Raw genomic sequence first — 25,894 nt, 5'->3', positions numbered from 1 at the left:
CGCCAAACGTCACAGGCACGCCCAAGCCGCGTGTGCTGGTGATCGAGGACGAGGACAACATCGCCATCGCGCTGGATTATCTGATCACGCGGGATGGCTATGCCTATGACCGCATCGCGTCGGGCGGGGTGGCGCTTGACCATATCCGGCAGACTCATCCCGATCTGGTGCTGCTCGATGTGATGTTGCCGGACGTGTCGGGCTACGAGATTTGCCAAGGGGTGCGGCTGGACCCTGCGCTTGAGGATGTGAAGATCCTGATGATGACGGCGCGGGGGACCGATCCGCATGGCTTACGGGCGCTTGCTGGCGGCGGGCGACATGGCGGCGTCAGACCTGTTGTGCGCTTCGGTCAAGGGGGCACGGGTGCTGGCGGGACGGATGCGGCCGGTCGCGGCGGTGACCGATATGGCGCGGCAGCGCGAGCAGCGGGGGCAGAGGATTGGCCGCTGGCTACGGTGCGGGCCGCCGATCTGGCCGATGGGCTGCGCGCACGGATCGAGGCCGAGGGGCTGGCGGTGGCGGGGGTTGCGACCGACCCGCTTTTGCTGCGCTGCAACGGGTTCGAGGTGATTGCGCTGCTGTCGGGCCTTGCGAGGCGGCTGGCGGTTTCGGTGGGGGCCACGGGGTTCCGTATTGCCGTGGCCGAAGAGGACGGGGGCGCTGCGATCCGGCTTTACTGGTCGGGTGCGCCGCTTGCTGTCAAGCAGCTTGGTGATTGGCTGGGCGAAGCGGTCGAGGCGGGGGGGCCTGATGTGACGGGCCAAGCCGTGCTTGCCGCGCATCGCATCGAGCTGTGGCCCGAAGCGGCGCAGGGCGGCTATGCGCTGTGCCTGCCGATCCCGCAGGCGCGGCGCGATGTGGGGCGGCCTGCCCCTGCGGTGCGGGCGGTGGTCTATGACTTTGACCTGCTGGGCAAGGTGCGGAACGAGGCTTTGGCCGAGGCGCGGCTGGAAGACCTGACCTATGTGGTGTTCGACACCGAAACGACCGGGCTTTTGCCCGCGCAGGGCGACGAGATCGTGCAGATCGCCGCCGTGCGGATCGTGAACGGGCGGCGCGTGGCAGGCGAGGCGGTCGACATGCTGGTCAATCCCGGCCGCGCCATTCCGGCCGGGGCCACGGCGGTGCATGACATCACCGACGCAATGGTGGCCGATGCGGTCGGCGTAAACGAGGCGTTGCGGCGGTTTCACGCCTTTGCCCAAGGGGCGGTGCTGGTGGCGCATAACGCGCCCATCGACATGCAATTCCTGCGGCGGCGCGAGGCGGGGCTGGGGCTGCGCTTCGATATGCCGATCTTTGACACGGTGCTGTTGTCGGCGGTGCTTTATGGCCAGCATGACGTGCATTCGCTGGATGCGCTGTGCCATCGGCTTGGCATCGTGATCCCGGACGAGGCGCGGCCCACGGCGTTGGGCGATACGCTGGCCACGGCGGATGCGCTGCTCGAGATGCTGCCGATGCTGCGCGGGCGGGGACATGGCACGTTTGGCGCGGTGCTGGCCGAGGTGCGGCGGCACGGGCGGCTGCTTGCTGACCTGAACGAGCCTTTGGGCTAGGCGAAGAGGTCTTCGCTGTAGCCGACGCCGGTGAGATACAGGCCCTGCGGCGGGCAGACCGGCCCGCAGGCGGCGCGGTCGCGGGCGGCGAGGGCTTCGGCGACGCGGGCGGGCGGCCAGCCGCCGGTGCCGACGCGGTGCAGCGTGCCGACGATCGAGCGGACCTGATTGTGCAGGAAGGACCGCGCCCGCAGCGTGAAGCGGTATTCGGTGCCGGTGGGGATTTCCTGTGCGGTGATGGTCAGTTCGTCGAGCGTTTTCACCGGGCTTTTGGCTTGGCAGAGCGACGAGCGGAAGGTGGTGAAATCGTGCTTGCCGATCAAATGGGCGGCACCTTGTTGCATCGCCGCAAGGTCGAGCGGGTCGAGCACTTGCCAGACGCGGTTCTTGTCCAGCGCCATGGGCGCGCGGCGGGCGACTAGGCGAAAGAGATAGCGCCGTTCCAGCGCCGAGAAGCGGGCGTGGAAGTCGGGTGCCACGATCACGACGCGCAGGATGGCGATGGGGGTCAGGCGCAGGTGGTAGTTCAGCGCCCCTTGCAGGCGGAAGGGGTCCCAGTCTTTCGCAAGATCGACTGTGGCGACCTGACCGGTGGCGTGTACGCCGGTATCTGTGCGGCCAGCGGCGGCGATGGTGTGGGGGCCGGGTTCGAGTTTTGCCAGCGCCGCCTCGATCGACGCCTGCACGGTGGGTTGGCCGCCGTATTGGCGTTGCCAGCCGTTGAAGGGCATGCCGTCATATTCGATGAGAAGGGCGTAGCGGGGCATGGGGCGGGGTTAGCGGATCGGGGGGGGCGCGTCTAGACTTGCCCTACACAGTGGCGGTCCGCATGCCTATGTTGGGGCTAATGAAAGGGGTCTGATGTGGCCTTATACGGAATAACCGACGGGATCGCCCGCTCTGTCGAAGGGGCGGTCGCGCTTGCGGGCGGGCAGTTCGAACCTGTGGTGCGGCTGGGTGTGACGGGGCTTTCGCGGGCCGGAAAGACCGTGTTCATCACGGGGCTGGTGGCGAACCTGTTGAACCGTGGCCGCATGGGGCAGATGGGGGCCGTGGCGCAGGGGCGGATCGAGGCGGTCTATCTGCAGCCGCAGCCCGACATGACGCTGCCGCGTTTCGACTACGAGGGGCATCTGGCGGCGCTGACGGGGGATAGCCCACAATGGCCTGACTCGACGCGGGCGGTTTCGGAATTGCGGCTGTCGTTCCGGGTGCGGCCTGCGGGGTTTCTGGCGGGGTTCGCGGGGCCGCGCGTGGTGCATCTGGATATCGTCGATTATCCGGGCGAGTGGCTTTTGGACCTGTCGCTGCTCGAGCGCAGCTATGAGGATTGGGCCGAAGGTGTGCTGGCCCGTCTGGCCAAGCGGGCCGAGGCGGCGGAATTCATGGCCGTGGCGCGGGCCGAGGACGGGGCGCTGGCGCTGGACGAGGGGCGGGCGCAGGCGCTGGCCGAATGTTACACGCGCTGTCTGCATGCGGCGCAGGCCTTGGGCCGGTCGGATTGCACGCCGGGGCGGTTCTTGTTGCCCGGTGATCTGGCGGGGTCGCCCGTGCTGACATTCGCGCCCTTGCCGAAGCCTGCCACGGTGTCGCGCGGGTCTTTGTGGCGCGAGATGGAGCGGCGTTACGATGCCTATCGGTCAAAGGTGGTGCAGCCGTTTTTCCGCACCCATTTTGCGCGGATAGACCGGCAGGTGGTGCTGGCCGATGTGCTGGGGGCGATCCATCAGGGGCCGCAGGCGGTCGAGGATTTGCGGCGGGTGATGGCCGAGGTGCTGGGCGCCTTTCGCCACGGGCGCAACGGGTGGCTGACGCGGCTTTTGGGGGGAAAGCGGGTCGATAAGATATTGTTTGCCGCGACCAAGGCCGACCATTTGCACCACAGCCAGCACGGGGCGCTGACGGCGATTGCCGAGGCTATGCTGCGCGAGGCCAAGGACCGCGCCGAATTTGCGGGGGCGGCGACGGCTGCGATGTCGCTGGCCGGGTTTCGCGCCACGGTCGAGGACGAGGCGATGCGCGACGGCGTCGCCGTGCCGGTGGTGCGGGGGCGTGTGGCCGACGGGCGGACGGTCGCGCTGTATCCGGGGCGGTTGCCGGAAGACCCGTCACGCCTGCTGGTTCCGGCGCGGGCGGGGGCGGAGAAATGGCTTGAGGCCGAGTTCGGGCTGATGGCGTTCCAGCCTGCGCGCATGGCGCTGAAACCGGGGGACGGGGTGCCGCATATAAGGCTGGACCGTGCGGCGGAATTTCTGTTCGGAGACCGGCTGTGAGCGAAAAACCCTTTGTGATCGATGTGGATGAGGGGGTGGACCCTTCGCTGGCCCCTCCGGTGCCGGAAGCCGAGGGGCGGGCGGTGCAGGTCGCGCTTGCGCTGCGGTCGCGGCGGCGGTCGCGGTTGGGGGCCTTTGCGGGTTGGGCTTTCGGGGCGCTGTTTTCCTTTGTGCTGTCGGTCGCGGCCTATGACTTTGTCGCGTCGCTGCTGGCGGCCAATACGGTGCTGGGGGCGGTCGGGCTTTCGCTTGTGGCTTTGGCGGTGCTGGCAGCAACGCTGCTGGCGCTGCGCGAGGCTGCGGGCTTTGCGCGGCTGGCGCGGCTTGACGGGTTGCGGGCGCGTGTGGCGGCGGCGGTGACTTTGGCCGAGGCGCGGGCGGCGGTCGACCTTGTGGCGGGGCTTTATGGCGGGCGGGTCGATCAGGCCTGGGGACTTGCGCGGTTGGCCGAGCGGCGGAGCGAGGTGATGGATGGCGACGCGCTGCTTGGGTTGGCCGAGGTCGAGCTTATGGCCCCGCTGGATGCCGCGGCGCGGGCCGAGGTAGAGGGCGCGGCAAGGCAGGTGGCGACCGTGACGGCGCTGGTTCCGCTGGCGCTGGCCGATGTGGCGACGGCGCTTTACGCGAATTTACGAATGATCAGACGGATTGCCGAAGTCTATGGCGGAAGGTCGGGGATTTTCGGGTCGATGCGGCTGCTGAGGCGGGTGTTCGGGCATCTGGTGGCGACGGGGGCCCTGGCCTTGACCGATGATATGATCCATTCGGTGGCGGGCGGCGGCCTGCTTTCCAAGGTGTCGCGGCGGTTCGGCGAAGGCGTGGTCAACGGGGCGCTGACGGCGCGGGTCGGGCTGGCCGCGATCGAGGTGTGCCGGCCCATGCCCTTTGTCACATTGGCAAAACCGGGCGTGACACAGACGGTCAGCCGTGCGCTGGGCGGGCTGTTTTCACGTGGGGATCAGGTTTAGCGAAACCGGTCGAGCAGTTTCTGAACGGGCGTTCGGGTATCTTCCGGCGCTGCGGGTGCTGGCGGTGCCGCCTTGACCGGCTTGTCCTTCGGGCCTGCGGGGCGGTCCGAGGTGGATGACCGCGGCGGGGCGGTCCGCAGGGCGATGGCGTTGAGAAATCGCGTCGGATCGCCGTTTGCGAGGGCTTCGGCCCCGTCGGAAATGCCGCGAAGAAGATCATCAAGCCAATCCTGTTCGGATTTGGCGAAATCGTTGAGCACATAGGCGGCGACGGCATCTTTGTGGCCGGGATGGCCGATGCCGAGCCGCACGCGGTTATAGGCGTCGGTGCCGAGATGCTGGTGCATCGAGCGCAAGCCGTTGTGTCCGGCATGGCCGCCGCCTGCCTTGACGCGGGCCTTGCCGGGGGCGAGGTCAAGTTCGTCATGGAAGACGGTGATGTCGGCGGGGGTGAGTTTCCAGAATTCCATCGCGGGGCGGACACTTTCGCCCGAGACGTTCATGAAAGTTTGTGGCTTGAGCAGCAGCACCTTTTCGGCGCCAAGCTGGCCTTGGGCGACCAAGCCCTTGAACTGTGCTTTCCAAGGGGAAAAGCCGTGATCGGCGGCGATGCGGTCAAGCGCCATGAAGCCGATGTTGTGGCGGTTGCCCGCATATTTCGCGCCGGGATTGCCGAGGCCGACGATGAGTTTCATGTGCCCGTGCCCTTTCCTTGCCGCGTGATCGTTGCAATGCCCGACTGTCGGGTCTGGTGCAAGTCTTGACGGCGGGGGCGCAAGGGGCAAGGCTTGGCCAAAGCGGGGGGCGGGTTTGCGGTATACGGTGGTCTGTTCGGTGAAGGACGAGGGGCCTTTCCTTGTCGAATGGGTCGCCTGGCAGCGGATGCTGGGGTTCACCGACGTGGTGGTGGTGACGAACGATTGCACCGATGCCTCGCCCGCGCTGCTCGATGCAATGGCCGCGCGGGGCTGGGTGACGCATCTGGTCTGCGATGTGCCATCAGGGGCGCGGATCACCGGAACGAAGCTGGCGGCGGCCAAGGCCCTGCCGCAGGTGGCCGGCGCGGATTGGGTGATGGTCTGCGATGTGGACGAATTCCTGAACATCCATCGCGGGGCGGGGCGGCTGGAGGACTTGCTTGGCGGGTTCGACGAGCCTTTCCTCGGCATGTCGATACCGTGGCGGGTGTTCGGCACGATGGGGCGGCAGCATTGGGAGGACGGGTTGCAGCACCGGCTGCACAGGATGGCCGCAGCCGAAGGGGGCAAGCTGTCGGGTTGGGTAAAGTCGATCCATCGGCATCCGGGGTGGTTTGCGCGGTTGGGCGAACATTCGCCCAAAAAGCTGCGGCCGTTCCGGATGCGCGACTGGGGGCTGGCGGGCATGCGCTGGATCAATCCGGCGGGGATGGAGTTGACCGGATGGACGCCAGAAGGTGAAAGCCTGCGCGTGCTGCCGCAAGGGATGCGCGGATATGGCGTGGCGCAGATCAACCATTTCATGCTGCGAAACGCCGAGAGTTTCGCCCTTAAGCGCGGGACCCTTTCGCCGGTGGCGGGGCGGGACCGCTATACGGATGAATATTACGAAGGGGCGGATCGGAACGAGGTGGAGGATGTGACGATCCTGCGCCATGCGGCGGCGTTCGATGCGGTTTACGGGCAGATGATGGCGGATGCAGCGGTGGCGCGGCTGCATCACCGCGCCTGCGCCGATTATGTGGCGCGGCTGGTGGCCAAGGCTGGCGGCGACCCGCGGGACGATCCGCGCTGGCTGGCGCATAGCGAACGGAGTTGAGACGAGCATGCGGAATGCAAAAAAGGGCGCGAGGTTTCCCACGCGCCCTTTTGCCGGATGGATCAGAAGATCACTCGTCGGTGCTGGCGGCCAGGCCGGTCGGCGCGTCGATCTTGGCGATGACGAAGTTCCGGTTGATGGTCGGTTTGGCACCTGCGGGCAGGGTCACGTCTTCGATGTGGATGACGTCACCGATCTGGCGACCCGTCAGGTCGACGGTGATGTGGTCGGGAATGTCACCGGCCAGCACTTCGAGTTCGACTTCGGCGCGAACGGTGGTCAGCGTACCGCCGCGCTTGATGCCGGGCGACGCCTCGGCGTTGTCGAAGTTGACGTGGATGAACAGGTTGATCCGCGATTCGTCGTTGATCCGCATGAAATCGACGTGGGTCGGCAGGTCCTTGACCACGTCGCGCTGTACACCGCGGCAGATCACATGGACTTCCTCGCCGCCTTCAACCTTGAGGTTGAACAGCGTCTGAAGGAAGCGGCCCTGACGCAGGCGCTTGAGCAGGTAGTTGTAGTTCAGGTTGAGCGGCGTCGGCTCTTTGCCGTCGCCATATACGATGCCGGGTACGTAGCCCTCACGACGAGCTTGACGAGCGGCCCCCTTGCCTGTCCCCGTCCGTACCGCAGCCTGAAGATCGGGGATCTCGCGAGCCATGGGTATTCTCCAATAAATAAGTCCGCCGCCCTCCAAGGGTGTGCGACGCGACCGTGGGGCTATAGCGGCGATTCGGCAGTTTGGAAAGCAGGAAAAGCGGGGCGGGGTCGCGGATGGGGCCGGGGTGTCGCGGGCAGGCTTGCCCCCGGACGGGGCCGGGCCTAGCTGCAAAGGGCACAGGAGTTCCCCGCATGTCGTTCTTTCGCACCCTTGCCACGGCGCGCGCGCCGCTTGCCGCATTCGCTGCGATGGGCGTGCTGTGGGGGACGTTTGCCGCCGTACTGCCGGACCTGAAGGATCAGGTGGGGGTGGATGAAACCCGGCTAGGGTTGATCCTGCTGCCCACGCCGCTTGCCGCGGTCGTGGCCATGCTGGCAGCGCCGATGATCGGGGCGTGGCTGGGGCGGGTGGCGGTGCCGGTGGCATCGCTGCTGATGGCGGCGGCGTTCATCTTGCCGGGGCATGTGACGGTGGCTTGGGTGTTCCCGCTGGCGATGATGTGCTGCGGGGCGGCGACGGGGTTGACCGATGTGCTGATGAACGCCCGCGTCGCCGCTTTGGAGAACGAGCGGGGCCTGCATCTGATGAACCTGTGCCACGCGGCCTATAGCTTCGGCTATGCGGGGGGCGCGGTGCTGACGGGGGTGATGCGCGGGGCGGAATGGCCTCCGGGGTGGGTGATGGGGACTTGCGCGGTCTTGGCGGGGGGCTTTGCGTTCATGGCGTTCGAGCGGGATGGCACGATCCACGGGTTGCGTCGGCCCAAGGAGGGCGGGGGAGCGGGCCGATTGGGGCTGGTGCCGGTGATCGGGGGGGGGATCGTGCTAATCGCCTTTCTGACCGAAAACGCGGCGGAAAGCTGGTCTGCGCTGCATATCGAAAAGACGCTCGGCGGATCGCCCGAGCAGGGGGCGATGGGGCCAGCGGCATTGGCGCTGACGATGGGGTTGTCGCGTCTGGCGGGGCAGGGGCTGGTGACACGGCTCAACCCGTTCCGCGTGCTGGTAGGGGGTGCGGTGATCGCGGGGATCGGCGCGCTGGGCGCGGCTTTGGCGGTGACGCCCGCCATGGCCTATGCCGGGTTCATTGTCATGGGGATCGGTGCTTCGGTGATCGCGCCCACGGCGTTTTCGCTGGTGGGAAGGCTGGCCACGCGGCAAGCGCGGGCGCGGGCCGTGGCGCGGGCGACGCTATACGGATATTTCGGCTATTTCGTCGGGCCGCCGGCGCTGGGCTTCATCGCGGGCGCGTTCGGTCTGCGGTTTGCCTTTGTCTTTGCGGCGGTGATGCTGCTGGCCGTACTGGTTCTCGCCCCGCTCATGGCGCGGCAGAAAGCGGACTGACCTGCATTTTCTGCCCCTAAATATCCCACGGGGGTCCGGGGGTGTGAAACCCCCGGTCTTTGGCGAAGAAACTACGCCCAGAAGCCTTCGAAATCGGCGGGAACCAGAAGGTTGTCGCGGCTCAGGTTCTGCACGTTCTTTTCACCGCAAAGCGCCATCGTGGTGTCGAGTTCCTTGCGGATCACCTCGAGCGCTGCGGTGACGCCCGGCTGTCCCATCGCGCCGAGGCCGTGGATATAGGCCCGCCCGATGAAGGTGCCCTTGGCGCCGAGGGCGAGGGCCTTGAGCACGTCTTGCCCCGAGCGGATGCCGGAATCCATGAACACCTCGGTCTTGTCGCCGACGGCTCGGACGATGGGGGGGAGCATGCGGATTGCTGACACCGCCCCGTCGAGCTGGCGGCCGCCGTGGTTCGACACGATGATCGCATCGGCGCCGAAACCGGCGGCGCGCTTGGCGTCATCTGCGTCGAGGATGCCTTTGAGGATCAGCTTGCCGCCCCATTTGTCGCGGATGCGGGCGATCTTGTTCCAATCGAGATGCGGGTCGAACTGTTCGTTTGTCCAGCTCATCAGGCTGGACATATCGCCGACGCCTTTGGCATGGCCCACGATGTTGCGGAACGTGCGGCGCGGGGTGGACAGCATTTCCAGCGCCCATTGCGGGCGGATCGCGATGTCGAGCAGGTTCGGGAGCGTCAGCTTCGGCGGGGCGGACAGGCCGTTCTTCAGGTCCTTGTGCCGCTGCCCGAGGATTTGCAGATCGAGCGTCAGCACCAGTGCCGAACAGCCTGCGGCGCGGGCGCGTTCGATGGCGCTGTCGACGAATTCTTCATCCTTCATCACGTAGAGTTGGAACCAGAACGGTTTCTTCGTGTGGGCGGCGATGTCTTCGATGGAGCAGATCGACATTGTGGACAGGGTGAAGGGCACACCGAAGGCTTCGGCGGCGCGGGCGGCTTTGATCTCGCCATCGGCGCGCTGCATGCCGGTCATGCCGACCGGCGCAAGGGCGACCGGCATGGCGACAGGCTCGCCGATCATGTGGCTGGCGGTGCTGCGGCCCGACATGTCGACCGCGACCTTCTGGCGAAGGCGCAGCTTCTGGAAATCGGTCGTGTTCTCGCGGAAGGTCTGCTCGGTGTAGCTGCCGCTTTCGCAATAGTCGTAGAACATCTTGGGCGTGCGGCGTTTGTGAAGACGCTTGAGGTCATCGATGCAGGTGATCACGGGCATATCCGGCTAACCTTTGGTGATTGGTTAGTTCTCTTTACCAATGCATGGCCAAACCCGCAATCCCGCCCATACGAAAGGTTCGGTCCCGTGCCTCTGGCCAGATTTCCGTCCGGTCCCGCGCCATCTACGCAGTTCGGGACAGCACCAGATCGTCCTGCTTCGGACGAGGTTGTGCGTAACGGTATGAAAAGGTGTGACGATGGACAGCTGCGAGACGTTTCTGGGCTTTTTTGCCGAGGTGAGCGCCCTTGACCAGATGGCGCGGGCGCTGGTCGAGCAGCGGCTTCCGGACGGGTTCCAGTGGTCGCAGTTTGCGGTGCTGAACCATCTGTATCTGGCGGGCGAGGGGCAGACACCGGTTGCGCTGGCCCGCACCTTCGAAGTGCCCAAGACATCGATGACGCATACGTTGATCGTGCTGGAAAAGCACGGTCTGGTGCGGATCGAACCGAACCCGCGCGACGGGCGGTCGAAACTGGTCTGGCTGACGCCAAAGGGGCGCACGCTGCGGAGCGTGGCCGTCACGGCGCTGGCGCCCGAACTTGCGGCGTTGGCGGCACGGGTTGACGGCGATGCGCTGGCGCCGCTGCGGGCGGCGATCGCGCATTTGCGGCAGGTGATGGAGGGGCTGCGCGCCGCCTGAGACGGGTGTTGCGGGGCTGTCTTTACGCGGTTGGACGGATGCCGCGCAAGACCGCGGCGATCCGGTCGAGCTGGGTCAAAACCCGGCTGAGGCCCGATATCGAGCCGAAGATCGCCGCGAATTTCGGCGGCATGGCAAGCGTGACATCGGCGCTATGGTCTGCGGCTGGCAGGCAGTCAGGCGCTGTGTGCGCCTGCTGCGAGCGAGGCGATGAAGGAGAGCACCTCGGCCACCGGACGTTTGGCGCCGATTTCCTTGACGATTGCCGAGCCGACCACGCAGCCGTCTGCCACCGATGCGATGGTGCGCGCGCTGTCGGGGGTGTTGATGCCGAAGCCCACGATGACCGGCAGGTCGGTTGCGGCCTTGATGCGGGCGACCTCGGGGCCGACGTTGGTGGCGACGGCGGTGGCAGCCCCCGTAATGCCGGTGATCGAGACGTAATAGACGAAGCCCGAAGTGTTCTGCAGCACCTTGGGCAGGCGTTTTGCATCGGTCGTAGGGGTGGCGAGGCGGATGAAGTTGAGGCCCGCTGCCTGTGCCGGAAGGCAGAGTTCGCTGTCTTCCTCGGGGGGCAAGTCGACGACGATCAGCCCGTCGATGCCTGCTGCTTTCGCGTCGGTCAGGAAGCGGTCGACCCCGCGCGAGTAGATCGGGTTGTAATAGCCCATGAGGACGATGGGCGTCGTATCGTTGCCCGCGCGGAAGGCGCGGACCATGTCGAAGACCCGGTCCATCGTCATGCCGATTTCAAGCGCCCGCTGTCCGGCAAGCTGGATGGTGGGGCCGTCTGCCATCGGATCGGTGAAAGGCATGCCGAGTTCGATGATGTCGACGCCTGCGGCAGGCATTCCCTGCATCACGGCAAGCGAGGTTTCGGGATCGGGATCGCCGCCCATGATATAGGCGACGAAAGCCTTTTTGCCGTCAGCTTTCAGCCGTGCGAAAGTCGCGTCGATTCTGGTCATCTTGCCCGCCCCGTTAACACCGCAACGGGTGTGCCACGGTCGGGCGGGGAAGATCAATGCCCCCTTGGCGGCGCTCAGGCATCCGCGGTGCGGTCGAGCGGGTCTTCGGGGCTGACCGACACCATCCAATGCGTGCCATAGCGGTCTTTGACCATGCCGAAGCCGCGCGAGAAGAAGGTCGATCCGAAGCCCTGTATCACCGCGCCGCCGGTCGCCAGCGCGTTGAAGATGCGTTGCGCTTCGGGGACGCTTTCGGTCACGGTCATCAGCGAGACGGCGGCTTGGGGTTCGCCCGCCATTCCCGGCGGATAATCCGACGCCATCAGCACGCCATCTGGCAGGGTGAGTTGGGCGTGGATCACGCGGTTGGGGTCGCGCAGGGTGTCATCCATCTCGGGCGCGTCGGAATAGCGCATCATCGACAGATCGGTTGCACCGAAGATGTCGGCGTAGAAGGTCAGCGCCTCGGCGCAGTGGCCTTGGAAGTGGATATAGGGCATCGGCATGGGCGTGGTCTCCTGACGGCACGGTATCACAGGCAACCCCGAGTCGCGCGAAATGGTTGCGGAACTTGATAAGCCCGGCCCCGCCGACTAGAAGCGGCGCGATCAGGGCCAAGGAGTGCGCGATATGGGGTTCAAGATGGGGATCGTGGGTTTGCCGAATGTGGGCAAATCGACGCTGTTCAACGCGCTCACGCGCACCGCCGCCGCGCAGGCTGCGAACTTTCCGTTCTGCACCATCGAGCCGAATGTGGGCGAGGTGGCGGTGCCCGATGCGCGGCTGGACAAGCTGGCCGCGATTGCGGGATCGAAGCAGATCATTCCCACGCGGATGACATTCGTCGATATTGCTGGCCTCGTGCGGGGCGCGTCGAAGGGCGAGGGGCTGGGGAACCAGTTTCTGGCCAACATCCGCGAATGTGACGCCATTGCCCATGTGCTGCGGTGCTTTGAAGATGGCGACATCACCCATGTGGAAGGCCGCATCGATCCCGTGGCCGATGCCGAGACCATCGAGACCGAGCTGATGCTGGCAGATATGGAATCGATCGAGCGGCGCTTGACGAACCTGGCGAAAAAGCTGCGCGGCGGCGATCAGGAGACGCTGGATCAGGACCGTCTGCTGAAGGCCGCGCTGGCAGCACTCAACGAGGGCAAGCCTGCGCGCACCGTCAAGGTCGATGCCGATGACGAGCGGTTATGGCGCATGTTGCAGCTTTTGACGGCAAAACCGGTGCTTTACGTGTGCAACGTCGAAGAGTCCTGCGCTGCGAACGGCAACAGCCAGTCGGACCGTGTGGCCGCAATGGCCCGCGCGCAGGGGGCGGCAAGCGTGGTGATCTCGGCCCGCATCGAGGAAGAGATCAGCCAGCTGTCCGACGAGGAAGCGACGATGTTCCTTGAGGAGATGGGGCTGCACGAGGCGGGGCTGGACCGTCTGATCAAGGCCGGTTACGCGTTGCTGGGCCTGCGGACCTATTTCACCGTGGGGCCGAAAGAGGCCCGCGCCTGGACGATCGAGGCGGGCTGGCTTGCGCCGCGTGCGGCCGGGGTGATTCACGGCGATTTCGAAAAGGGCTTCATCCGGTCGGAAACCATCGCCTATGACGATTACATCGCAGGCAATGGCGAGGCAGGGGCCAAGGAAGCGGGCAAGTTCCGCGTCGAGGGCAAGACCTACGAGGTCAAGGACGGCGACGTGCTGCACTTCCTTTTCAGCGGCTGAGCGTTCGGGGCGCGTTTGCCTAAACTTACCGCAGGACACGCTGCGGCGCGGCATGATAGGGTTTGCGGGCAGGCACGAGTCTGCCCTGTAGCAACGCGAGTGCCTGTCCATGTTGGACGATGACCAGATCGAATACTTCCGCACGGCCTTTGCAGTGCCCGCGCCGAAGCCGGATAAGACGGAAACGGCCAAGCCCGTGCAAATTCCGCCCAAGGCCCGCACCGCAAAGCCATAATGGCCTTGCACGCCCCACACGCCCCCGTTATTGCGGTCAGCGGAGCTGTGGCCGAGTGGTCGAAGGCACGCCCCTGCTAAGGGCGCAGGCGGGAAACCGTCTCGAGGGTTCGAATCCCTTCGGCTCCGCCAATACCTTTATTTACTTTATGAATTTTATCGACGACGTCGATTTTATTGCCCAAAATCCACCACCTAGGCTTGGATGACTTCGGCTCCGCGGGAACACAGGGCCAGTTGGAACCGCTATGTTTGACCACGCAGGGTCCCTGATTTCACTCATCCGCCCGCTGATAGAGCGGCCAGAAGCTTGGATTCCCTACCTTTTAATCCTTGCGGGGCTGATCGGGGCGCTGCGCCACCTTATGCCAAAGCGAAAGCCTCGGCCGTGCAGGTGGAAGCGGATGGGCTACAGGTCGGGGACGCGGCTGGTGAAATGGCAATGCGCGGCTTGCGGATCCGACGCCTTTGCGGTTGGGCGCAAGCCGCCGGAAGAGTGCAAGCGAAGTCTGCGCGCCGCGCCGCTTTAGCCGGCGTGAAGGGCGGGGGTCAGGCGAGGGATGTGTCTATGGGCAGGGCGGTGACTGCCTTCATGCGCTCCATCGCGAATTTGGAGGTCACGTTGCGGCAGGCGAGGCGTTGGGTGAGGTCGAGGTAGAAGGCGTCATAGGCGGCCATGCCGCTGACAACGACCTTGAGGAGGTAATCGACCTCTCCGGCCATGCGATAGACTTCGACGATTTCGGGGTAGCGCTCGACGGTTGTCGCGAAGGCCGCGCGCCATTCGGGCGTATGGTCTGCGGCTTCGATCTCGACGAGGACGGTCAGGCCGAGGCCGATGGCGGCGGGGTCTACGATGGCGACGCGGCCGGTGATGACGCCAGCCGCTTCGAGTTTCTGGACGCGTTTCCAGCAGGGCGTCTGCGACAGGCCCACACGTTCGGCCAGTTGCGAGACGGGCACGGTGGCGTCGCGCATCAATTCCGAGAGGATGCGGCGGTCGATCCGGTCGAGGGGGACTGCGTCTGTCATGCCGTTATGAACTCACGCACGAATTGGGTCTTGGGGCGGGCGCGGATGTCTTCGGGCTTGCCGACCTGTTCGATGCGGCCCATCGACATGACCACCACCAGATCGGCGAGTTCCATTGCCTCGTCCTGATCGTGGGTGACGAAGATGGTGGTCAGGCCCGTGGTGTCGTGGATGTCGCGCAGGCCTTGGCGCAGTTCTTTACGCACCTTTGCATCCAGAGCGCCGAAGGGTTCGTCGAGGAGCAGCATGCGCGGCTCGATCGCCAGCGCACGGGCCAGTGCCACGCGCTGCCGCTGGCCGCCGGAAAGCTGGCTGGGATAGCGCTTGCCGATGTCGGGCAGTTTGATGAGGTCGAGAAGTTTGCCGACACGGCGGGCGATCTCGGCTGCGGGGGGGCGCGTCTTGCGCGGGCGGGCGCGTAGGCCGTAGGCGATGTTGTCGAACACCGTCATGTGCCGGAAAAGCGCATAGGACTGGAACACGAAGCCCGCGCGGCGTTCCTGCACCGTAAGGCCCGTGGCGTCTTGCCCGTCGAAGAGGACGCGGCCGGCAGTCGGGAATTCCAGCCCGCCGAGGATACGCAGGAGCGTGGTCTTGCCCGAGCCGGAGGGGCCGAGCAGGGCCACGAGCGTGCCCGAGGGGATGGTCAGAGAGACGGGCTGCAGCGCCGCCGTGGCGCCGAATTCCTTGGCGATGTCTTCGATTTCGATGTTCATGGCGAGAGTCCCTAATGGCGGTGGGTTGCGGCCAACTGGTCGGCGTAGCGCCATTCCAAGGCGGATTTCAGCGTCAGGGTAACGAAGGCCAGAAGCGCAAGAAGCGCGGCCATGGTGAAGGCTGCGACCGAGAGGTATTCGTTGTAAAACATCTCGATCATCAGGGGCATGGTCGTGGTCTGGCCACGGATCTTGCCCGAGACGACGGCGACCGCGCCGAATTCGCCCATCGCGCGGGCGTTGCAAAGGAGGACGCCGTACAGCAGCGCCCAGCGGATGTTGGGCAGCGTCACGGTGAGGAATGTGCGCCAGCCCGAGGCGCCAAGGGTAAGGGCGGCTTCTTCCTCGGCCCGTCCCTGTTCGAGCATGACGGGGATCAGTTCGCGGGCGACGAAGGGGAAGGTGATGAAGAGCGTGGCCAGCACGATCCCCGGCACGGCGAAGACCACGGGAAAGCTGCTGGCGACAAGCCATGCGCCAAGGGCCGAGTTCGCGCCGAAGATCAGCACGAAGAGAAGGCCCGCGACGACGGGCGAGACCGAGAACGGCAGGTCGATCAGGGTGATGACCCAGGCCTTGCCGCGCCAATCGAATTTGGTGACGGCCCATGCGGCGGCAATGCCGAAGACGGCGTTCAGCGGCACGACGATGGCGGCTACCGTCAGGGTCAGCCAGATCGCACGATGCGCGTCGGGTTCCGAGAGCGAGGCGAGTGCAAAGGCCCAGCCGCGCTGCAACGCCTCGTCGAATACCGCAATCAGCGGCGCGAACAAAAGGACGGTCAGCACGGCGAGGCAAAGCGCGATAAGGGTCCATTTCACCACGGCCGGTTCGGTCGTGGCGGGGCGAAAGGCGCGTCGGCGCGGGGGGGCGGTCAGCGTGTCGGTCATGATGTGCCTTGTCATACCGCGCCCATGCGACGGCGGCTCCAGATCTGGATCAGGTTGATGGCCAGAAGCAGGGTGAACGAGATCGCCAGCATCGCGATGGCGATGGCGACGGCACCGTCATAGTCGAACTCTTCCAGCCGGATGACGATGAGGAGGGGGGCGATTTCGGTCACGTTGGGCAGGTTGCCTGCGATGAAGATGACCGACCCGTATTCACCCACCGCCCGGGCGAGGGCGAGGGCAAAGCCGGTCAGCGCGGCGGGGGCGAGCATCGGCAGGACGACATGGGTGAGCGTGCGCAGGCGGCTGGCGCCGAGGGTGGCGGAGGCTTCTTCCGTCTCGCGGTCGATCTCTTCGATCACGGGTTGCACGGTGCGGACGACGAAGGGCAGGCCCACGAAGATGAGGGCGATCCAGATGCCGAGTTCGGTATAGGCCACGCGCAGGCCGAAGGTGTCGGCGATGACCGATCCGAACACGCCGTTCGGCGCATAGATCGCGGTCAGGGCGATGCCCGCAACGGCCGTGGGCAAGGCGAAGGGCAGGTCGACGGCGGCGTCGATGATCCCCTTGGCGGGGAAGCGGTAGCGCACCAGCACCCACGCGAGCAGCACGCCGAAGACGAGGTTGAACAGCGAGGCGACCAAGGCCGCGCGGAACGACAGGGCCAGCGCCGACCAGACGCGGGGGCGGTTGACCACCTCCCATATCCCGCCGGCGCCGAAGCCCGCGAAGCCGCGCCACAAGAGTACGGCCATGGGGATGAGCACGACGAGGGACAGCATTGTCAGCATGATGCCGAAGGAAAGGCCCCACCCCGGCATGGGGGTGGGATTGCGTAAGGTGAAGGCGCGTGCGGTCATGTTACTGCGCCTGGTAGATCTGGTCGAAGATGCCGCCGTCGCCGAAATGTTCCGGCTGCACCTTTGCCCAGCCGCCGAAATCGGCGATCGACAGGCGTTCGATTTCAGGGAAGCGGGCCACGTCGGCCGGATCGGCGGCTGAGGTATCCCATGCGCGGTAGTAGTGGCGCAGCGCCATTGCCTGCGCTTCGGGGCTGTAGAGCTGTTCCAGATAGGCCGTCGCCAAGGCGCGGTTTTCATCGGTCAGGTGGCCATCGACCAGCGCAACCGGCGGCTCGGCCAGAACCGAAATCGAGGGGACCACGATGTCGAACTGATCTTCGCCCAGTTCGGCCAGCGCCAGATAGGCCTCGTTCTCCCATGCCAGCAGCACGTCGCCGATGCCGCGCTGGGCGAAGGTGGTGGTGGAGCCGCGCGCGCCGGTGTCGAGCACGGGGACGTTGCGGTAAAGGGAGGCGACGAATTCGCGCGGGTCCAGCCCGTTCCTGGTCGCATAGCCCCATGCAGCAAGGTAGTTCCACCGCGCCCCGCCCGAGGTTTTGGGGTTGGGGGTGATGACCTGCACGCCGTCGGCGATCAGGTCGTTCCAGTCCTTGATCCCTTTGGGGTTCCCCTCGCGCACGAGGAAGACGATGGTCGAGGTGTAGGGCGAGGAATTGTGCGGCAGACGCGATTGCCAGTCCTTGGGGATAAGGGTCGTTCGCGCTGCGATCTGGTCGATGTCCGAGGCGAGGGCGAGCGTGACGACCTGTGCTTCCAGCCCGTCGATCACGGCGCGGGCCTGTGCGCCCGATCCACCGTGCGAGGTCTGGATTTCGGGGGCGGGGTTGCCTTGGGCCACCCACCAGTTGGCGAACCATTCGTTGTAGTCGCGGTAGAATTCGCGCGTTGGGTCGTAGCTGACGTTCAACAGGGTTTCGGCCTGCGCCGTTGGGGCGGCCAGCGTCAGCGCGCCGAAGCCGACGAGGGCGGCGGCGATCATGGATTTGAGGGAACGTGCGCGGGTTTGCTGGGCTACGGTGTGGATCATGGCGAGGCCTTTGCTGTGTGACCGAGGCGCAGTGCCTCTATGACGACAATCACGACAGATGTGGTCGAGAAAATCAACGGAATAATCACGTCAATGTTTGTCGTGAAAAGAGATGATCATTCTCTCTCGTCCGGCTTTGGCAGGGGAAAGCGGACTTATACGCCCAGTTGCAGGGCCGCGGCGGCGGGGTCGGACGATTCGCCGGTGCCGACGAGATCGGCCAAGGTGAGCGAGTCGATCAGCAGGAGATAGGACCAGAACACCTGCCCGAACACCTTGCGAAGGCGGCAGGCTTCTTCGTCGGGGCAATCGTCGCAGCGCTGGTAGGCGCGGCGGGACAGGCAGGGCAGGGGTGCGATCGGCCCGTCGATCAGGCGCATCAGCTCGCTCAGCGGAACCTCGCGCGGGTCTTTGATCAGCGCATAGCCGCCGTGCCGCCCGCGGACCGAGGCGACGAAGCCTGCGTTGCGGACCTCGAGCAGGATGTGTTCGAGAAACCGTTTCGGCGTGCCCGACCGCTTGGCGATTTCCTCGATCCGCAGGGGCTGGCCTTCGCCTGCCCGTTCGGCGGCGAGTTCCATCAGGGCTTTGAGGGCATATTTCATCTTTTGCGTGAGCATAGCCTTTGAATACGCCCGGTCGAGCATTTGCTCAATGTAAAAACACGCCTGATGCTGTCGTGTATCGGCGGGGAGGAAAAGGGGGGTGTCGCCATTCCGGCGAAAGCGGGGCATCTTTGGCCGGGTGCGGATGGCGCGGCAGACAGGAAGACCGAAGATGGACGAGAGAAAGCCGAGACTGCCGGTGGTGCCCGCGACCGCGCGGCCGGAAACGCTGGCGCTGGATGCCGGGTTGCAGATCGATCCGGTGACGCGGTCGATCCAGCCCAATCTGTCGATGTCGGTCAACAATCTGGTGGTGCCCGGCGAGGGTGCGTTTTCGGCGGCGGGCCTGGGGGACATCGCGCAAGAGCCGTTCACCTATGCACGGTGGCTGAACCCCACGGTGCGGGCGCTCGAGGTCCGGATGGCGGCGCTGGAGGGGGCCGAGGATGCGCTGGCCTTTGCCACGGGGGTTGCGGCGATTGCGGGGATGTTCCTGACGCTGTTGAAGCAGGGCGACCATCTGGTGATCGGCGATGTGACCTATGCCGGTGCGGCCGAGCTGGCGCGGGGCATCCTGCCTGACCTTGGGATCGAGGTGACGGCGGTGAACCTGTCGGAACCGGGGGCGCTGGCGGCGGCGCTGCGACCGAACACGCGGCTGGTGCATTGCGAAAGCCCGTGCAACCCGATCTTGCGGCTGACCGATCTGGCCGAGGTGGCGCGGATCGCCCATGCGCGGGGGGTGCCGGTGTCGGTCGACAGCACGTTGGCGACGCCTGTGGCCACGCAGCCTTTGGCGCTGGGGGTGGATCTGGTGGTGCATTCGCTGACCAAGTTCATCAATGGCCATGGCGATGCACTGGGCGGGGTCGTCGCGGGGCGGCGCGAGGTGATTGCGCGGATGCGGGGGCGGGCGGGCGTGTATCTGGGGGCTGCGATGCCTGCGGCGAACGCATGGCTTATCCTGCGCGGGATCGACACGCTGTTCCCCCGCATGCGCCAGATAAACGAGACGGCGGGGCGGGTGGCGGCGTTTCTGGAAGGGCATGGCGCGGTCACGGGCGTGGTCTATCCCGGCCTTGCGTCGCATCCGCAGGCGGGGCTTGCCGCGCGGCAGATGAAGCTTGCGGGGGGCATGATCTTTTTTCGCACCGACGCGCCCGAGGCTATGGCGCGGCGTTTGGCGGAACGGTTGCAGGTGGTGCATTACGCCTTTTCGCTGGGGCATCAGCGCAGCATCGTGACGATGCTCGATACCGATGCGATGGCGCGCGAGACCTATCGGCTGACGCCGGCGCAGGTGCTGGATTATCGCCGTTACGCCGGCGGCGGCGGGTTCCGGCTTTCGGTCGGGCTGGAGGCGGCCGAAGATGTGATCGCCGACCTCGATCAGGCGTTGACGGGCGGAGGTTGACGCGACGTTACCGCGCAGCACACCTGTCGCGCCAGACTTGAAGCGGCGGGCGTCGGCGGCTAGGGTCGCGGCGTGCGAGTGTGTGAGTTTGTAGAAAGTGTGTGATGGCCAAGGTTTGGCGGTCTTTGACCGAGACGGAAAAGGCGCTCGTTTCGGATTTTCAACCCTATGGCAGGTATCGTCCCAATCGGGTGCAGCGCATGCTGATCACGCTGGGGCGGCACAGTTTCATGAAACGCGGGGTGTTTCGGGGCACCTTGACCAAGCTGATCTTCGGGTTGGGGAGCGGGGCGCTGGATATCGCGTTTCGCGGGGCGCGGTATCGTATCAGGCTTCAGAACAACCTGATCGAATACGGGCTGCTTCTGGTGCCGGACTATAACGCCGAGGATATCGATTTCCTGCTGGACGGGGCCGGTGAGGGGGCGAATTTCGTCGATCTGGGCAGCAACATCGGGCTTTATGCCTTGCCGCTGGCGGTGGCCTGCCGGACGGGGCGGGTGGTGGCGGTGGATGCCAATGCCAAGATGGTCGAAGAGTTGCTGTGGAATGCCGAGGCGACCGGGCTTGCGAACCTGACGGTGGTTCATGCCGCTGTCAGCGACACCGAGGGCCGCGCCGATCTGTTGATTCGCAAGGATGATCTGGCGATCGTTTCGGTCGAGGAAAGTGCGGCCGGACCGGTGCCCATGCGAAAGCTGGAGGCAGTGCTGGCCGAGGCGGGCCTGGATGCGATTTACGGGCTGAAGATCGACATCGAGGGGCATGAGGACCGCGCGCTTGTGCCGTTTCTGGACGAGGGGCCGACGCATCTGATGCCGCGCCGGATCGTGATCGAGCATCCCGAAGCGGATACCGATTATCCGGGATGTGCGGCTGCCTTTGCACGAAATGGTTACCGGCTTGTGGGGCGCAGCAACAACAACTCGTTCTATCTGCGCGACGGCTAGGGGCGGAAGTCGGCGCAGAGGTAGAGGTTGTATGACCCTGTCGGGCCGTCTTGCGCCGCTTTCGGGGCGCCGGTCGTGACCGGCAGGTCGTAGCCCGGTTGCCACGACAGGTGCGGAGCGTCGGGCAGGTCGGCGTTAAGGACCATCGCGTCGAGGTCTGGCAGGGCGCGGCAGGCGGTTTCGATCTGTGCGACCGTGGTCGGGCCGTTTTCGGCCGGATTGGCGCGGGGGCGGCAGTTTGCTTCGGGATCGGTCGGGAAATCGGCGGTGTTCAGGGCGGAAAGTGCTGCGCTGCGGCGGGCGAGTTCGATCGCGGTCTGGCGGAAGAACATGGAGCCGGCGCTTTGGATGCACGAGTAATAGGCGGGCTGACGCAAGCGGAACCACTGGATTTGCAGCCCGTTTTCCCAATAGACGCTGCGGTCTGAAAGGGCTGCTAAGAAGCGGGCGTCGAGGGGGGCTGCGGTGGTCACGAGGCGCATCCGCCCGTCGCGGCGGTCGGCCATGCTGACGCTTGCCACGGCAAGGGCTGCGGTGACGAGGGCCAGCGCGGTGCGCCTGAGGGCCGCGCGACGGGTGTTTTGCCAGCCATGGACGAGCGCGACGAGGGCAAGTGCGAGACACAGGACAAGGGCGCTGCGGGTCAGGCTGTCTTTCAGCACCGCAGTGGGCCGGTCTGCGACGAAGCCTGCGACTTCGGCCAAGGCAAGCAGGGTCGCTGCTGCGGCAAGGCCCGACGAGCCGAGGCCTGCGAGGCGGCGCAGCCGTGGGGTTTGCGCGCGTGCCGAGGCGAGGGCTGCGAGGGCTGCGAGGGCAAGGCTGGCCGAGGCGAAGGGAATCGCTCCGCTGCCGAAGCGGGCTTCGATGGCGTTGAGGGTCAGGGCGGCGAGGAAGATCGGGCGGGCTGCACCGGTGGCGGGAAGCAGGGCGAGTGCTACGGGGGCGAGGCAGGCGGCGGGAAGCACGAAAAGCCATGTAGCGCGCCAGAGTTGCAGGTTCGTTATCAAGAGGTTCGCGAAAAGGTCGCCCATCACCCAACTGGTCAGGACAAAGGCTGCGGCGATGACGGATGCTCCCGCTGCAAGCCTGCGCTGCACGTGGGTTCCGAAGCGGGCGACCAGCCACAGGCAGACGGCGGGCAGGATGCAGATGGCCAGCGTTTGCCAGCCCCAATAGCTGACGAAGCTGTGTTGCGACCATTTCTCCAGAAGCCCGAGCCATTCGGCATCGATGCTTTGGAACAGGCGGTCGAAAGGGTCTATGCCCGAAAGGCCGAGGGTGAGTGCCGCGAGGACGCCGGTGGCGGATACCGGGAGGAAGATGCGGGTGATCGGGCCGGACAGGACAAGAAGGAGCGCCAGCAGTGGCAGCGCCAGCAAGGGGTGCAGCAACAGTGCAACCGCGCCGAGGGCAAAGGCGGCCAGCCGGTTGCCGCGACAGATGCAGGCGAGTGCCGCCATGCCTGCCGCCTCGACCAGCAGGCGGGGGGTGAAGAACGGCTCGCCGTATTGCAGGACGCCAAAGGTGTAGGTCGGCAGCAGCGTGCAGGCGGTGACGCAGCCAAGCAGCGCGAGGCGGTGACTGCCGGACAGGCTGCGGGCGAAGGCATAGACCGCCGACAGCCACAGCGACGAGGCGGCAAGGAAGAACGCCAGATGCGCGCCCCCCGGACCGAGGGCGCGGACGGCGGGCGCATAGGCCAGCGACACCAGCGAATAGCGGTCTTGCGATCCGTAGCGGAAGAAGATGTCAGACCCGTAGGTTGCCGGATCGGCGCGGTGCAGCGCCTGAGCAAGGTAGAGCTGGGCATCGTGGACGATGCCTCCATAGGGGCGTGTGGCAAACCAGAGCGCCGCGATCAGCACCAGCGCGGCGAGGCTGTCGAGGACCATTGCTGGCCGTACGACCGCGCGCTTGGGCGGAGCAGCGGCCACGCCGTCGGCGGGGCGCGGGGCAAGGTCGGGGGTGGCAGACATTCGGCGCCCCTCCATGGTTTGCGGCGATATGGTCCGGTTTCGACGAAGCTTAAATCTTTACTTTAGTTAATTACACGGCTGCGGCGGGTGCGGGGAAGTGTTGCGATATTGGCTTTTCTGCCACGGTTTGTGTGCTGCGCTTGGGGCCACCCTATCCCGATGGATCATTAACATATACTAACGTCGGTAAAGGATGCGCGTTCAGAATGCATCTGCCGAGGAGAGCAGTTTGGCGACGTTAACCGGTGGGACCGGCAACGACAGTCTGTCGGGGTCCGGGCAGAACGACCTGATGACCGGCCTGGCCGGCAATGACACGCTGATCGGCGGGGCCGGTGCGGACAGCATCGTCGGCAGCGCCGAGACGCCGACGGTGGTTTCGGGCGTGTTCAGTTGGGCCTCTCTCGGGCGGGACGAGGCCAAGCTGACCCGGACGCAGACCGAAACCGTTTCGGGTATGACCGTGTCGGTTGGATTCTCGGACGATGTCGGCAAGACGGATTTTTCGATCGAGAGCGTCGACACGGCCTATGTCGCGCCGGGCGAGACGTTCAGCGCGACATCGAACCTGCAGATCGACGGGCCGGGCAACGGGCAATCGACGACGACGGTCAATTTCGCGCCGGTCAGCGGTGGCGGGATGGAGGCGAATGTCCAGAACGTCGCATTCCGGCTGAACGACATCGACTCGGGCGGGTGGCAAGACAGGGTGCAGATCCTCGCCTTTGCCGCGAACGGCATTGCGGTACCGGTGACGATCACGGCGAGCGGCAACGATGTGGTGTCGGGGTCGACGATCACTGCGGCGGGGACCACCGACACGATGTCGGTGGCACAAGGGTCGGCGCTGGTGCAGATCGCCGGTCCGGTCGCGCGGGTACAGATCATCTACAGCAACCTCGGCGGGGCGACGCAGGTCGTCTATGTGTCCAATATCCAGTTCGAGGCGGTGCGGGTCGACAACGACCGGATCGAGGGCGGGGCGGATGACGATACGCTGTCGGGCGGCTATGGCAACGACACGCTTTTGGGTGATGACGGCAACGACAGGCTGTTCGGCGGGGTGGGTACGGATTCGCTGCTGGGCGGGGCCGGAGCCGATACGCTGGCGGGCGGGCTGGGCGGCGATGTCATCAACGGCGGGCCTGGCAGCGATGTGGTCGATTATTCGGCATCGAACGCGGCGGTGTCGGTCAACCTGAACACCGGCGTCGTTTCTGGCGGGCATGCACAGGGCGATACCCTCGTTTCGGTCGAGGGCATCATCGGGTCGGCCTTTGGCGATACTTTGACCGGTTTCGACCAGCAATCGACGGTTGCGGGCGACAGTTTCACCAACGTGTTCTTCGGTGGTGCGGGGAATGACCTTCTGGACGGGGCGGGGGGCAACGACAGCCTTTATGGCGGGGCCGACAACGACACGATCATCGGCGGTGCGGGCAACGATCTGGTCGATGGCGGGACGGGCGACGACAGCCTGACCGGCGATGCGGGATCGGATACGGTCTATGGCGGGGACGGCTCCGACACGATTGCCGACAGTGCCGGCGAAAACCAGCTTTATGGCGATGCGGGCAATGACCGGATTACGGGCGGTTCCGGGGCGGATTCGCTTTACGGCGGGACGGGGAGCGACCGGCTGGAGGATTCGCTCGGCGCGAACCGGCTGGAAGGCGGCGCCGGGGCGGATACGCTGATCTCGGGCGGGGGGAACGACGCGCTTTTTGGCGGCGACGATGCGGACCTGATCACCGATACGGGCGGGGCGAACGCGATCGAGGCCGGCGCGGGCAACGATACGGTCCAGACCGGAGCGGGGGCCGATACGGTTTATGGCGGCGACGGCAGTGACGTCATGACCGATGCGGCCGGGGTGAACCTGCTTTACGGCGGGGCGGGGGATGACATCGTCACCGGCGGCAGTGGCGGCGACGGCATCTGGGGCGGGAGTGGCAATGATGTGATCCGTGCGGGGATCGGCGATACCGTGGATGGTGGCGCGGATTTGGACCGGCTGGATCTGGCGGGTATGGGTCCGGTGCGGATCTTGCGCAACACGCAGGTGGCCGGCAGCGGGACGGTGCAGTTCCTGAATGCCCAAGCGCAGGTGATCGGGTCACTTTCCTATCAGAACATCGAGACGGTGGTGCCGTGCTTCACGCCCGGATGCAGGATCGCGACCGACAAGGGGGCGGTCAAGGTCGAGGCATTGCGGGTGGGCGACAGGGTGCGGGTGCGCGATGGAGGCTTTGCGCCCGTGCGTTGGGTTGGGCGGCGGCGGCTGGAGGCGGCCGAGTTGGCAGCGCATCCCGAACTGATGCCGGTCGAGATTGCGGCGTGGGCTTTGGGCGGTGGATTGCCCCGGAGGGCGCTGGTGGTTTCGCCGCAGCATCGGGTGCTGTTCGCAGGCAGTCTGTGCGAGCTGCTGTTCGGCGAGGCCGAAGTGCTGGTGCCTGCGCTGCATCTTTTGGGTCATCCCGGCGTGCGTCAGGTCGAGGTTGGCTTTGTCGAGTATATCCACTTTGTCTTTGACAGGCACGAGGTGGTGAAATCGAACGGTCTGTGGACCGAGAGTTTCCAGCCGGGTGACCAGACCATGGCGGGGCTGGATGCGGCGCAGCGCGAGGAGTTGTTCAGGATATTTCCCGACCTTGCCGATGCGGGCCATGCCGCGCGGCAGGCGGCGCGGCCGAGTTTGCGTGCCTATGAAAGCCGGTTGTTGCTGCAGGCACTTGCGGCCTAGCGCGTGTTCCCTGAATCCGCCGTGCGGATGATGAACGGGCTTGCAGGCTGCTACCGTGCCGTGGTGCGCCAAGCCAAAGGTTGATGCTGTGGACCCCGCGCGAGGGGGTGGCGGGCGATCAGGTGACACGCAGCGATTGCGCGCGGATCGTCGGGGATGATCGGGGTGGCGCAGCTTGATCCGCTGCCGGACGGGCCCGATCCGTAAGCGGGGCGCTGCCGCCCCCTTGGCGGGGTATTTACCAAGATGGGAATCGGGCG

At 65.8% G+C, this 25,894-nt stretch carries 24 protein-coding genes and 1 tRNA gene; 12 read left to right on the top strand and 13 right to left on the bottom strand.

Annotation, left to right across the window (positions count from 1 at the left end; genetic code table 11):
* The first annotated feature begins 32 nt into the window (after positions 1-32).
* Positions 33-1,562, top strand: a complete 1,530-nt coding sequence (locus HYN69_RS15490; RefSeq protein WP_407925232.1) for an exonuclease domain-containing protein — start codon at positions 33-35, stop codon at positions 1,560-1,562.
* Here the strand turns inward: HYN69_RS15490 and truA are convergent.
* A complete protein-coding gene (gene truA, locus HYN69_RS15485) occupies positions 1,559-2,329 on the bottom strand; it encodes a tRNA pseudouridine(38-40) synthase TruA (RefSeq protein WP_108436536.1) in 771 nt (256 codons plus the stop codon). The genes HYN69_RS15490 and truA overlap by 4 nt on opposite strands.
* Before the next feature lie 96 nt (positions 2,330-2,425).
* On the opposite strand from truA, the gene HYN69_RS15480 reads away from it, so the two are divergent.
* Both HYN69_RS15480 and HYN69_RS15475 read left to right on the top strand, forming a co-directional pair.
* Positions 2,426-3,835, top strand: coding sequence for a YcjX family GTP-binding protein (locus tag HYN69_RS15480; RefSeq protein WP_108436535.1), 1,410 nt, complete (start codon positions 2,426-2,428; stop codon positions 3,833-3,835).
* Positions 3,832-4,803: a YcjF family protein gene (locus HYN69_RS15475; protein WP_108436534.1), complete on the top strand. Its 972-nt coding sequence runs from the start codon at positions 3,832-3,834 to the stop codon at positions 4,801-4,803. The genes HYN69_RS15480 and HYN69_RS15475 overlap by 4 nt, the downstream gene beginning before the upstream one ends.
* On the opposite strand, the gene pth is transcribed toward HYN69_RS15475, so the two are convergent.
* Positions 4,800-5,498 (bottom strand): aminoacyl-tRNA hydrolase, encoded by a 699-nt coding sequence (gene pth, locus HYN69_RS15470; RefSeq protein ID WP_108436533.1) that lies wholly within the window; start codon positions 5,496-5,498, stop codon positions 4,800-4,802. The two genes, HYN69_RS15475 and pth, sit on opposite strands and share 4 nt — an antisense overlap.
* 115 nt (positions 5,499-5,613) lie before the next feature.
* Here pth and HYN69_RS15465 point away from each other — a divergent pair, with 115 nt between their 5' ends.
* The gene (locus HYN69_RS15465) at positions 5,614-6,600 is read left to right on the top strand and encodes a glycosyltransferase family 2 protein (protein ID WP_108436532.1); all 987 of its coding nucleotides are present in this window, start codon (positions 5,614-5,616) and stop codon (positions 6,598-6,600) included.
* A gap of 70 nt (positions 6,601-6,670) precedes the next feature.
* Here the strand turns inward: HYN69_RS15465 and HYN69_RS15460 are convergent, their stop codons facing one another.
* Positions 6,671-7,264 carry a 50S ribosomal protein L25/general stress protein Ctc gene (locus tag HYN69_RS15460; RefSeq protein WP_108436531.1) on the bottom strand — a complete coding sequence of 198 codons (594 nt, stop codon included), beginning with the start codon at positions 7,262-7,264 and terminating at the stop codon, positions 6,671-6,673.
* A gap of 191 nt (positions 7,265-7,455) precedes the next feature.
* Here HYN69_RS15460 and HYN69_RS15455 point away from each other — a divergent pair, with 191 nt between their 5' ends.
* Positions 7,456-8,607 carry an MFS transporter gene (locus tag HYN69_RS15455; RefSeq protein WP_108436530.1) on the top strand — a complete coding sequence of 384 codons (1,152 nt, stop codon included), beginning with the start codon at positions 7,456-7,458 and terminating at the stop codon, positions 8,605-8,607.
* A gap of 71 nt (positions 8,608-8,678) precedes the next feature.
* Here the strand turns inward: HYN69_RS15455 and HYN69_RS15450 are convergent, their stop codons facing one another.
* Positions 8,679-9,842 carry an alpha-hydroxy acid oxidase gene (locus HYN69_RS15450; RefSeq protein WP_108436529.1) on the bottom strand — a complete coding sequence of 388 codons (1,164 nt, stop codon included), beginning with the start codon at positions 9,840-9,842 and terminating at the stop codon, positions 8,679-8,681.
* A 199-nt stretch (positions 9,843-10,041) separates the two neighbouring features.
* Here HYN69_RS15450 and HYN69_RS15445 point away from each other — a divergent pair, with 199 nt between their 5' ends.
* On the top strand, positions 10,042-10,485 hold the full coding sequence (locus tag HYN69_RS15445; protein WP_108436528.1) for a MarR family winged helix-turn-helix transcriptional regulator: 444 nt from the start codon (positions 10,042-10,044) through the stop codon (positions 10,483-10,485).
* 176 nt (positions 10,486-10,661) lie between these two features.
* On the opposite strand, the gene trpA is transcribed toward HYN69_RS15445, so the two are convergent.
* Both trpA and HYN69_RS15435 read right to left on the bottom strand, forming a co-directional pair.
* Positions 10,662-11,453 carry a tryptophan synthase subunit alpha gene (trpA, locus tag HYN69_RS15440; protein ID WP_108436527.1) on the bottom strand — a complete coding sequence of 264 codons (792 nt, stop codon included), beginning with the start codon at positions 11,451-11,453 and terminating at the stop codon, positions 10,662-10,664.
* A 74-nt stretch (positions 11,454-11,527) separates the two neighbouring features.
* The gene (locus HYN69_RS15435) at positions 11,528-11,959 is read right to left on the bottom strand and encodes a VOC family protein (RefSeq protein ID WP_108436526.1); all 432 of its coding nucleotides are present in this window, start codon (positions 11,957-11,959) and stop codon (positions 11,528-11,530) included.
* Positions 11,960-12,083: 124 nt separating this feature from the next.
* On the opposite strand from HYN69_RS15435, the gene ychF reads away from it, so the two are divergent.
* The 3 genes from ychF to HYN69_RS15425 all read left to right on the top strand — a co-directional run bounded on the left by ychF (position 12,084) and on the right by HYN69_RS15425 (position 13,547).
* A complete protein-coding gene (gene ychF, locus HYN69_RS15430; protein ID WP_108436525.1) occupies positions 12,084-13,181 on the top strand; it encodes a redox-regulated ATPase YchF in 1,098 nt (365 codons plus the stop codon).
* Positions 13,182-13,290: 109 nt separating this feature from the next.
* Positions 13,291-13,416, top strand: coding sequence for a hypothetical protein (locus HYN69_RS21755; RefSeq protein ID WP_268902873.1), 126 nt, complete (start codon positions 13,291-13,293; stop codon positions 13,414-13,416).
* A 41-nt stretch (positions 13,417-13,457) separates the two neighbouring features.
* A tRNA-Ser gene (locus HYN69_RS15425) sits at positions 13,458-13,547 on the top strand.
* 417 nt (positions 13,548-13,964) lie between these two features.
* Here the strand turns inward: HYN69_RS15425 and HYN69_RS15420 are convergent.
* From HYN69_RS15420 to HYN69_RS15395, 6 genes are all read right to left on the bottom strand, one after another.
* Entirely contained in the window at positions 13,965-14,447 is a 483-nt protein-coding gene (locus HYN69_RS15420) for an Lrp/AsnC family transcriptional regulator (RefSeq protein ID WP_108436524.1), read from the bottom strand.
* Positions 14,444-15,163 (bottom strand): sulfate/molybdate ABC transporter ATP-binding protein, encoded by a 720-nt coding sequence (locus HYN69_RS15415; RefSeq protein ID WP_174213629.1) that lies wholly within the window; start codon positions 15,161-15,163, stop codon positions 14,444-14,446. Before HYN69_RS15415 ends, HYN69_RS15420 begins: the two co-directional genes overlap by 4 nt.
* A gap of 11 nt (positions 15,164-15,174) precedes the next feature.
* Positions 15,175-16,053, bottom strand: coding sequence for a sulfate ABC transporter permease subunit CysW (gene cysW / locus HYN69_RS15410; protein ID WP_108437251.1), 879 nt, complete (start codon positions 16,051-16,053; stop codon positions 15,175-15,177).
* Between the two features lie 11 nt (positions 16,054-16,064).
* On the bottom strand, positions 16,065-16,916 hold the full coding sequence (gene cysT, locus HYN69_RS15405) for a sulfate ABC transporter permease subunit CysT (RefSeq protein WP_108436522.1): 852 nt from the start codon (positions 16,914-16,916) through the stop codon (positions 16,065-16,067).
* A 1-nt stretch (position 16,917) separates the two neighbouring features.
* Positions 16,918-17,898: a sulfate ABC transporter substrate-binding protein gene (locus tag HYN69_RS15400; RefSeq protein WP_108437250.1), complete on the bottom strand. Its 981-nt coding sequence runs from the start codon at positions 17,896-17,898 to the stop codon at positions 16,918-16,920.
* 203 nt (positions 17,899-18,101) lie between these two features.
* Complete coding sequence (locus tag HYN69_RS15395; RefSeq protein WP_108436521.1) at positions 18,102-18,566, bottom strand: RrF2 family transcriptional regulator; 465 nt, start codon at positions 18,564-18,566, stop codon at positions 18,102-18,104.
* A 157-nt stretch (positions 18,567-18,723) separates the two neighbouring features.
* On the opposite strand from HYN69_RS15395, the gene HYN69_RS15390 reads away from it, so the two are divergent.
* Both HYN69_RS15390 and HYN69_RS15385 read left to right on the top strand, forming a co-directional pair.
* Positions 18,724-19,965 carry a trans-sulfuration enzyme family protein gene (locus HYN69_RS15390; RefSeq protein ID WP_108436520.1) on the top strand — a complete coding sequence of 414 codons (1,242 nt, stop codon included), beginning with the start codon at positions 18,724-18,726 and terminating at the stop codon, positions 19,963-19,965.
* 104 nt (positions 19,966-20,069) lie between these two features.
* Complete coding sequence (locus HYN69_RS15385; RefSeq protein WP_108436519.1) at positions 20,070-20,915, top strand: FkbM family methyltransferase; 846 nt, start codon at positions 20,070-20,072, stop codon at positions 20,913-20,915.
* Here HYN69_RS15385 and HYN69_RS15380 read toward each other — a convergent pair.
* Positions 20,912-22,891 carry a hypothetical protein gene (locus tag HYN69_RS15380; RefSeq protein ID WP_108436518.1) on the bottom strand — a complete coding sequence of 660 codons (1,980 nt, stop codon included), beginning with the start codon at positions 22,889-22,891 and terminating at the stop codon, positions 20,912-20,914. The two genes, HYN69_RS15385 and HYN69_RS15380, sit on opposite strands and share 4 nt — an antisense overlap.
* A gap of 229 nt (positions 22,892-23,120) precedes the next feature.
* Between HYN69_RS15380 and HYN69_RS15375 the strand changes: the two genes are divergently transcribed.
* Positions 23,121-25,634 (top strand): Hint domain-containing protein, encoded by a 2,514-nt coding sequence (locus HYN69_RS15375; RefSeq protein WP_159082501.1) that lies wholly within the window; start codon positions 23,121-23,123, stop codon positions 25,632-25,634.
* Positions 25,635-25,894: the final 260 nt, after the last annotated feature.

The sequence above is a fragment of the Gemmobacter aquarius genome (genome assembly GCF_003060865.1).
GTDB classification, from domain to species: domain Bacteria; phylum Pseudomonadota; class Alphaproteobacteria; order Rhodobacterales; family Rhodobacteraceae; genus Paragemmobacter; species Paragemmobacter aquarius.
The sequence above is the reverse complement of the archived record's forward strand: the minus strand, read 5'-3'. Positions and strand labels throughout refer to the sequence as shown.

Coding starts and splice junctions, on each gene's coding strand:
- HYN69_RS15450 (WP_108436529.1), bottom strand. CDS start 9,842: ATGCCCGTGATCACCTGCATCGATGACCTCAAGCGTCTTCACAAACGC.
- HYN69_RS15380 (WP_108436518.1), bottom strand. CDS start 22,891: ATGTCTGCCACCCCCGACCTTGCCCCGCGCCCCGCCGACGGCGTGGCC.
- HYN69_RS15435 (WP_108436526.1), bottom strand. CDS start 11,959: ATGCCGATGCCCTATATCCACTTCCAAGGCCACTGCGCCGAGGCGCTG.
- HYN69_RS15385 (WP_108436519.1), top strand. CDS start 20,070: ATGGCCAAGGTTTGGCGGTCTTTGACCGAGACGGAAAAGGCGCTCGTT.
- pth (WP_108436533.1), bottom strand. CDS start 5,498: ATGAAACTCATCGTCGGCCTCGGCAATCCCGGCGCGAAATATGCGGGC.
- HYN69_RS15455 (WP_108436530.1), top strand. CDS start 7,456: ATGTCGTTCTTTCGCACCCTTGCCACGGCGCGCGCGCCGCTTGCCGCA.
- cysW (WP_108437251.1), bottom strand. CDS start 16,053: ATGACCGACACGCTGACCGCCCCCCCGCGCCGACGCGCCTTTCGCCCC.
- cysT (WP_108436522.1), bottom strand. CDS start 16,916: ATGACCGCACGCGCCTTCACCTTACGCAATCCCACCCCCATGCCGGGG.
- truA (WP_108436536.1), bottom strand. CDS start 2,329: ATGCCCCGCTACGCCCTTCTCATCGAATATGACGGCATGCCCTTCAAC.
- HYN69_RS15400 (WP_108437250.1), bottom strand. CDS start 17,898: ATGATCGCCGCCGCCCTCGTCGGCTTCGGCGCGCTGACGCTGGCCGCC.
- ychF (WP_108436525.1), top strand. CDS start 12,084: ATGGGGTTCAAGATGGGGATCGTGGGTTTGCCGAATGTGGGCAAATCG.
- HYN69_RS15420 (WP_108436524.1), bottom strand. CDS start 14,447: ATGACAGACGCAGTCCCCCTCGACCGGATCGACCGCCGCATCCTCTCG.
- HYN69_RS15445 (WP_108436528.1), top strand. CDS start 10,042: ATGGACAGCTGCGAGACGTTTCTGGGCTTTTTTGCCGAGGTGAGCGCC.
- trpA (WP_108436527.1), bottom strand. CDS start 11,453: ATGACCAGAATCGACGCGACTTTCGCACGGCTGAAAGCTGACGGCAAA.
- HYN69_RS15460 (WP_108436531.1), bottom strand. CDS start 7,264: ATGGCTCGCGAGATCCCCGATCTTCAGGCTGCGGTACGGACGGGGACA.
- HYN69_RS15390 (WP_108436520.1), top strand. CDS start 18,724: ATGGACGAGAGAAAGCCGAGACTGCCGGTGGTGCCCGCGACCGCGCGG.
- HYN69_RS15415 (WP_174213629.1), bottom strand. CDS start 15,163: ATGAACATCGAAATCGAAGACATCGCCAAGGAATTCGGCGCCACGGCG.
- HYN69_RS15395 (WP_108436521.1), bottom strand. CDS start 18,566: ATGCTCACGCAAAAGATGAAATATGCCCTCAAAGCCCTGATGGAACTC.
- HYN69_RS21755 (WP_268902873.1), top strand. CDS start 13,291: ATGTTGGACGATGACCAGATCGAATACTTCCGCACGGCCTTTGCAGTG.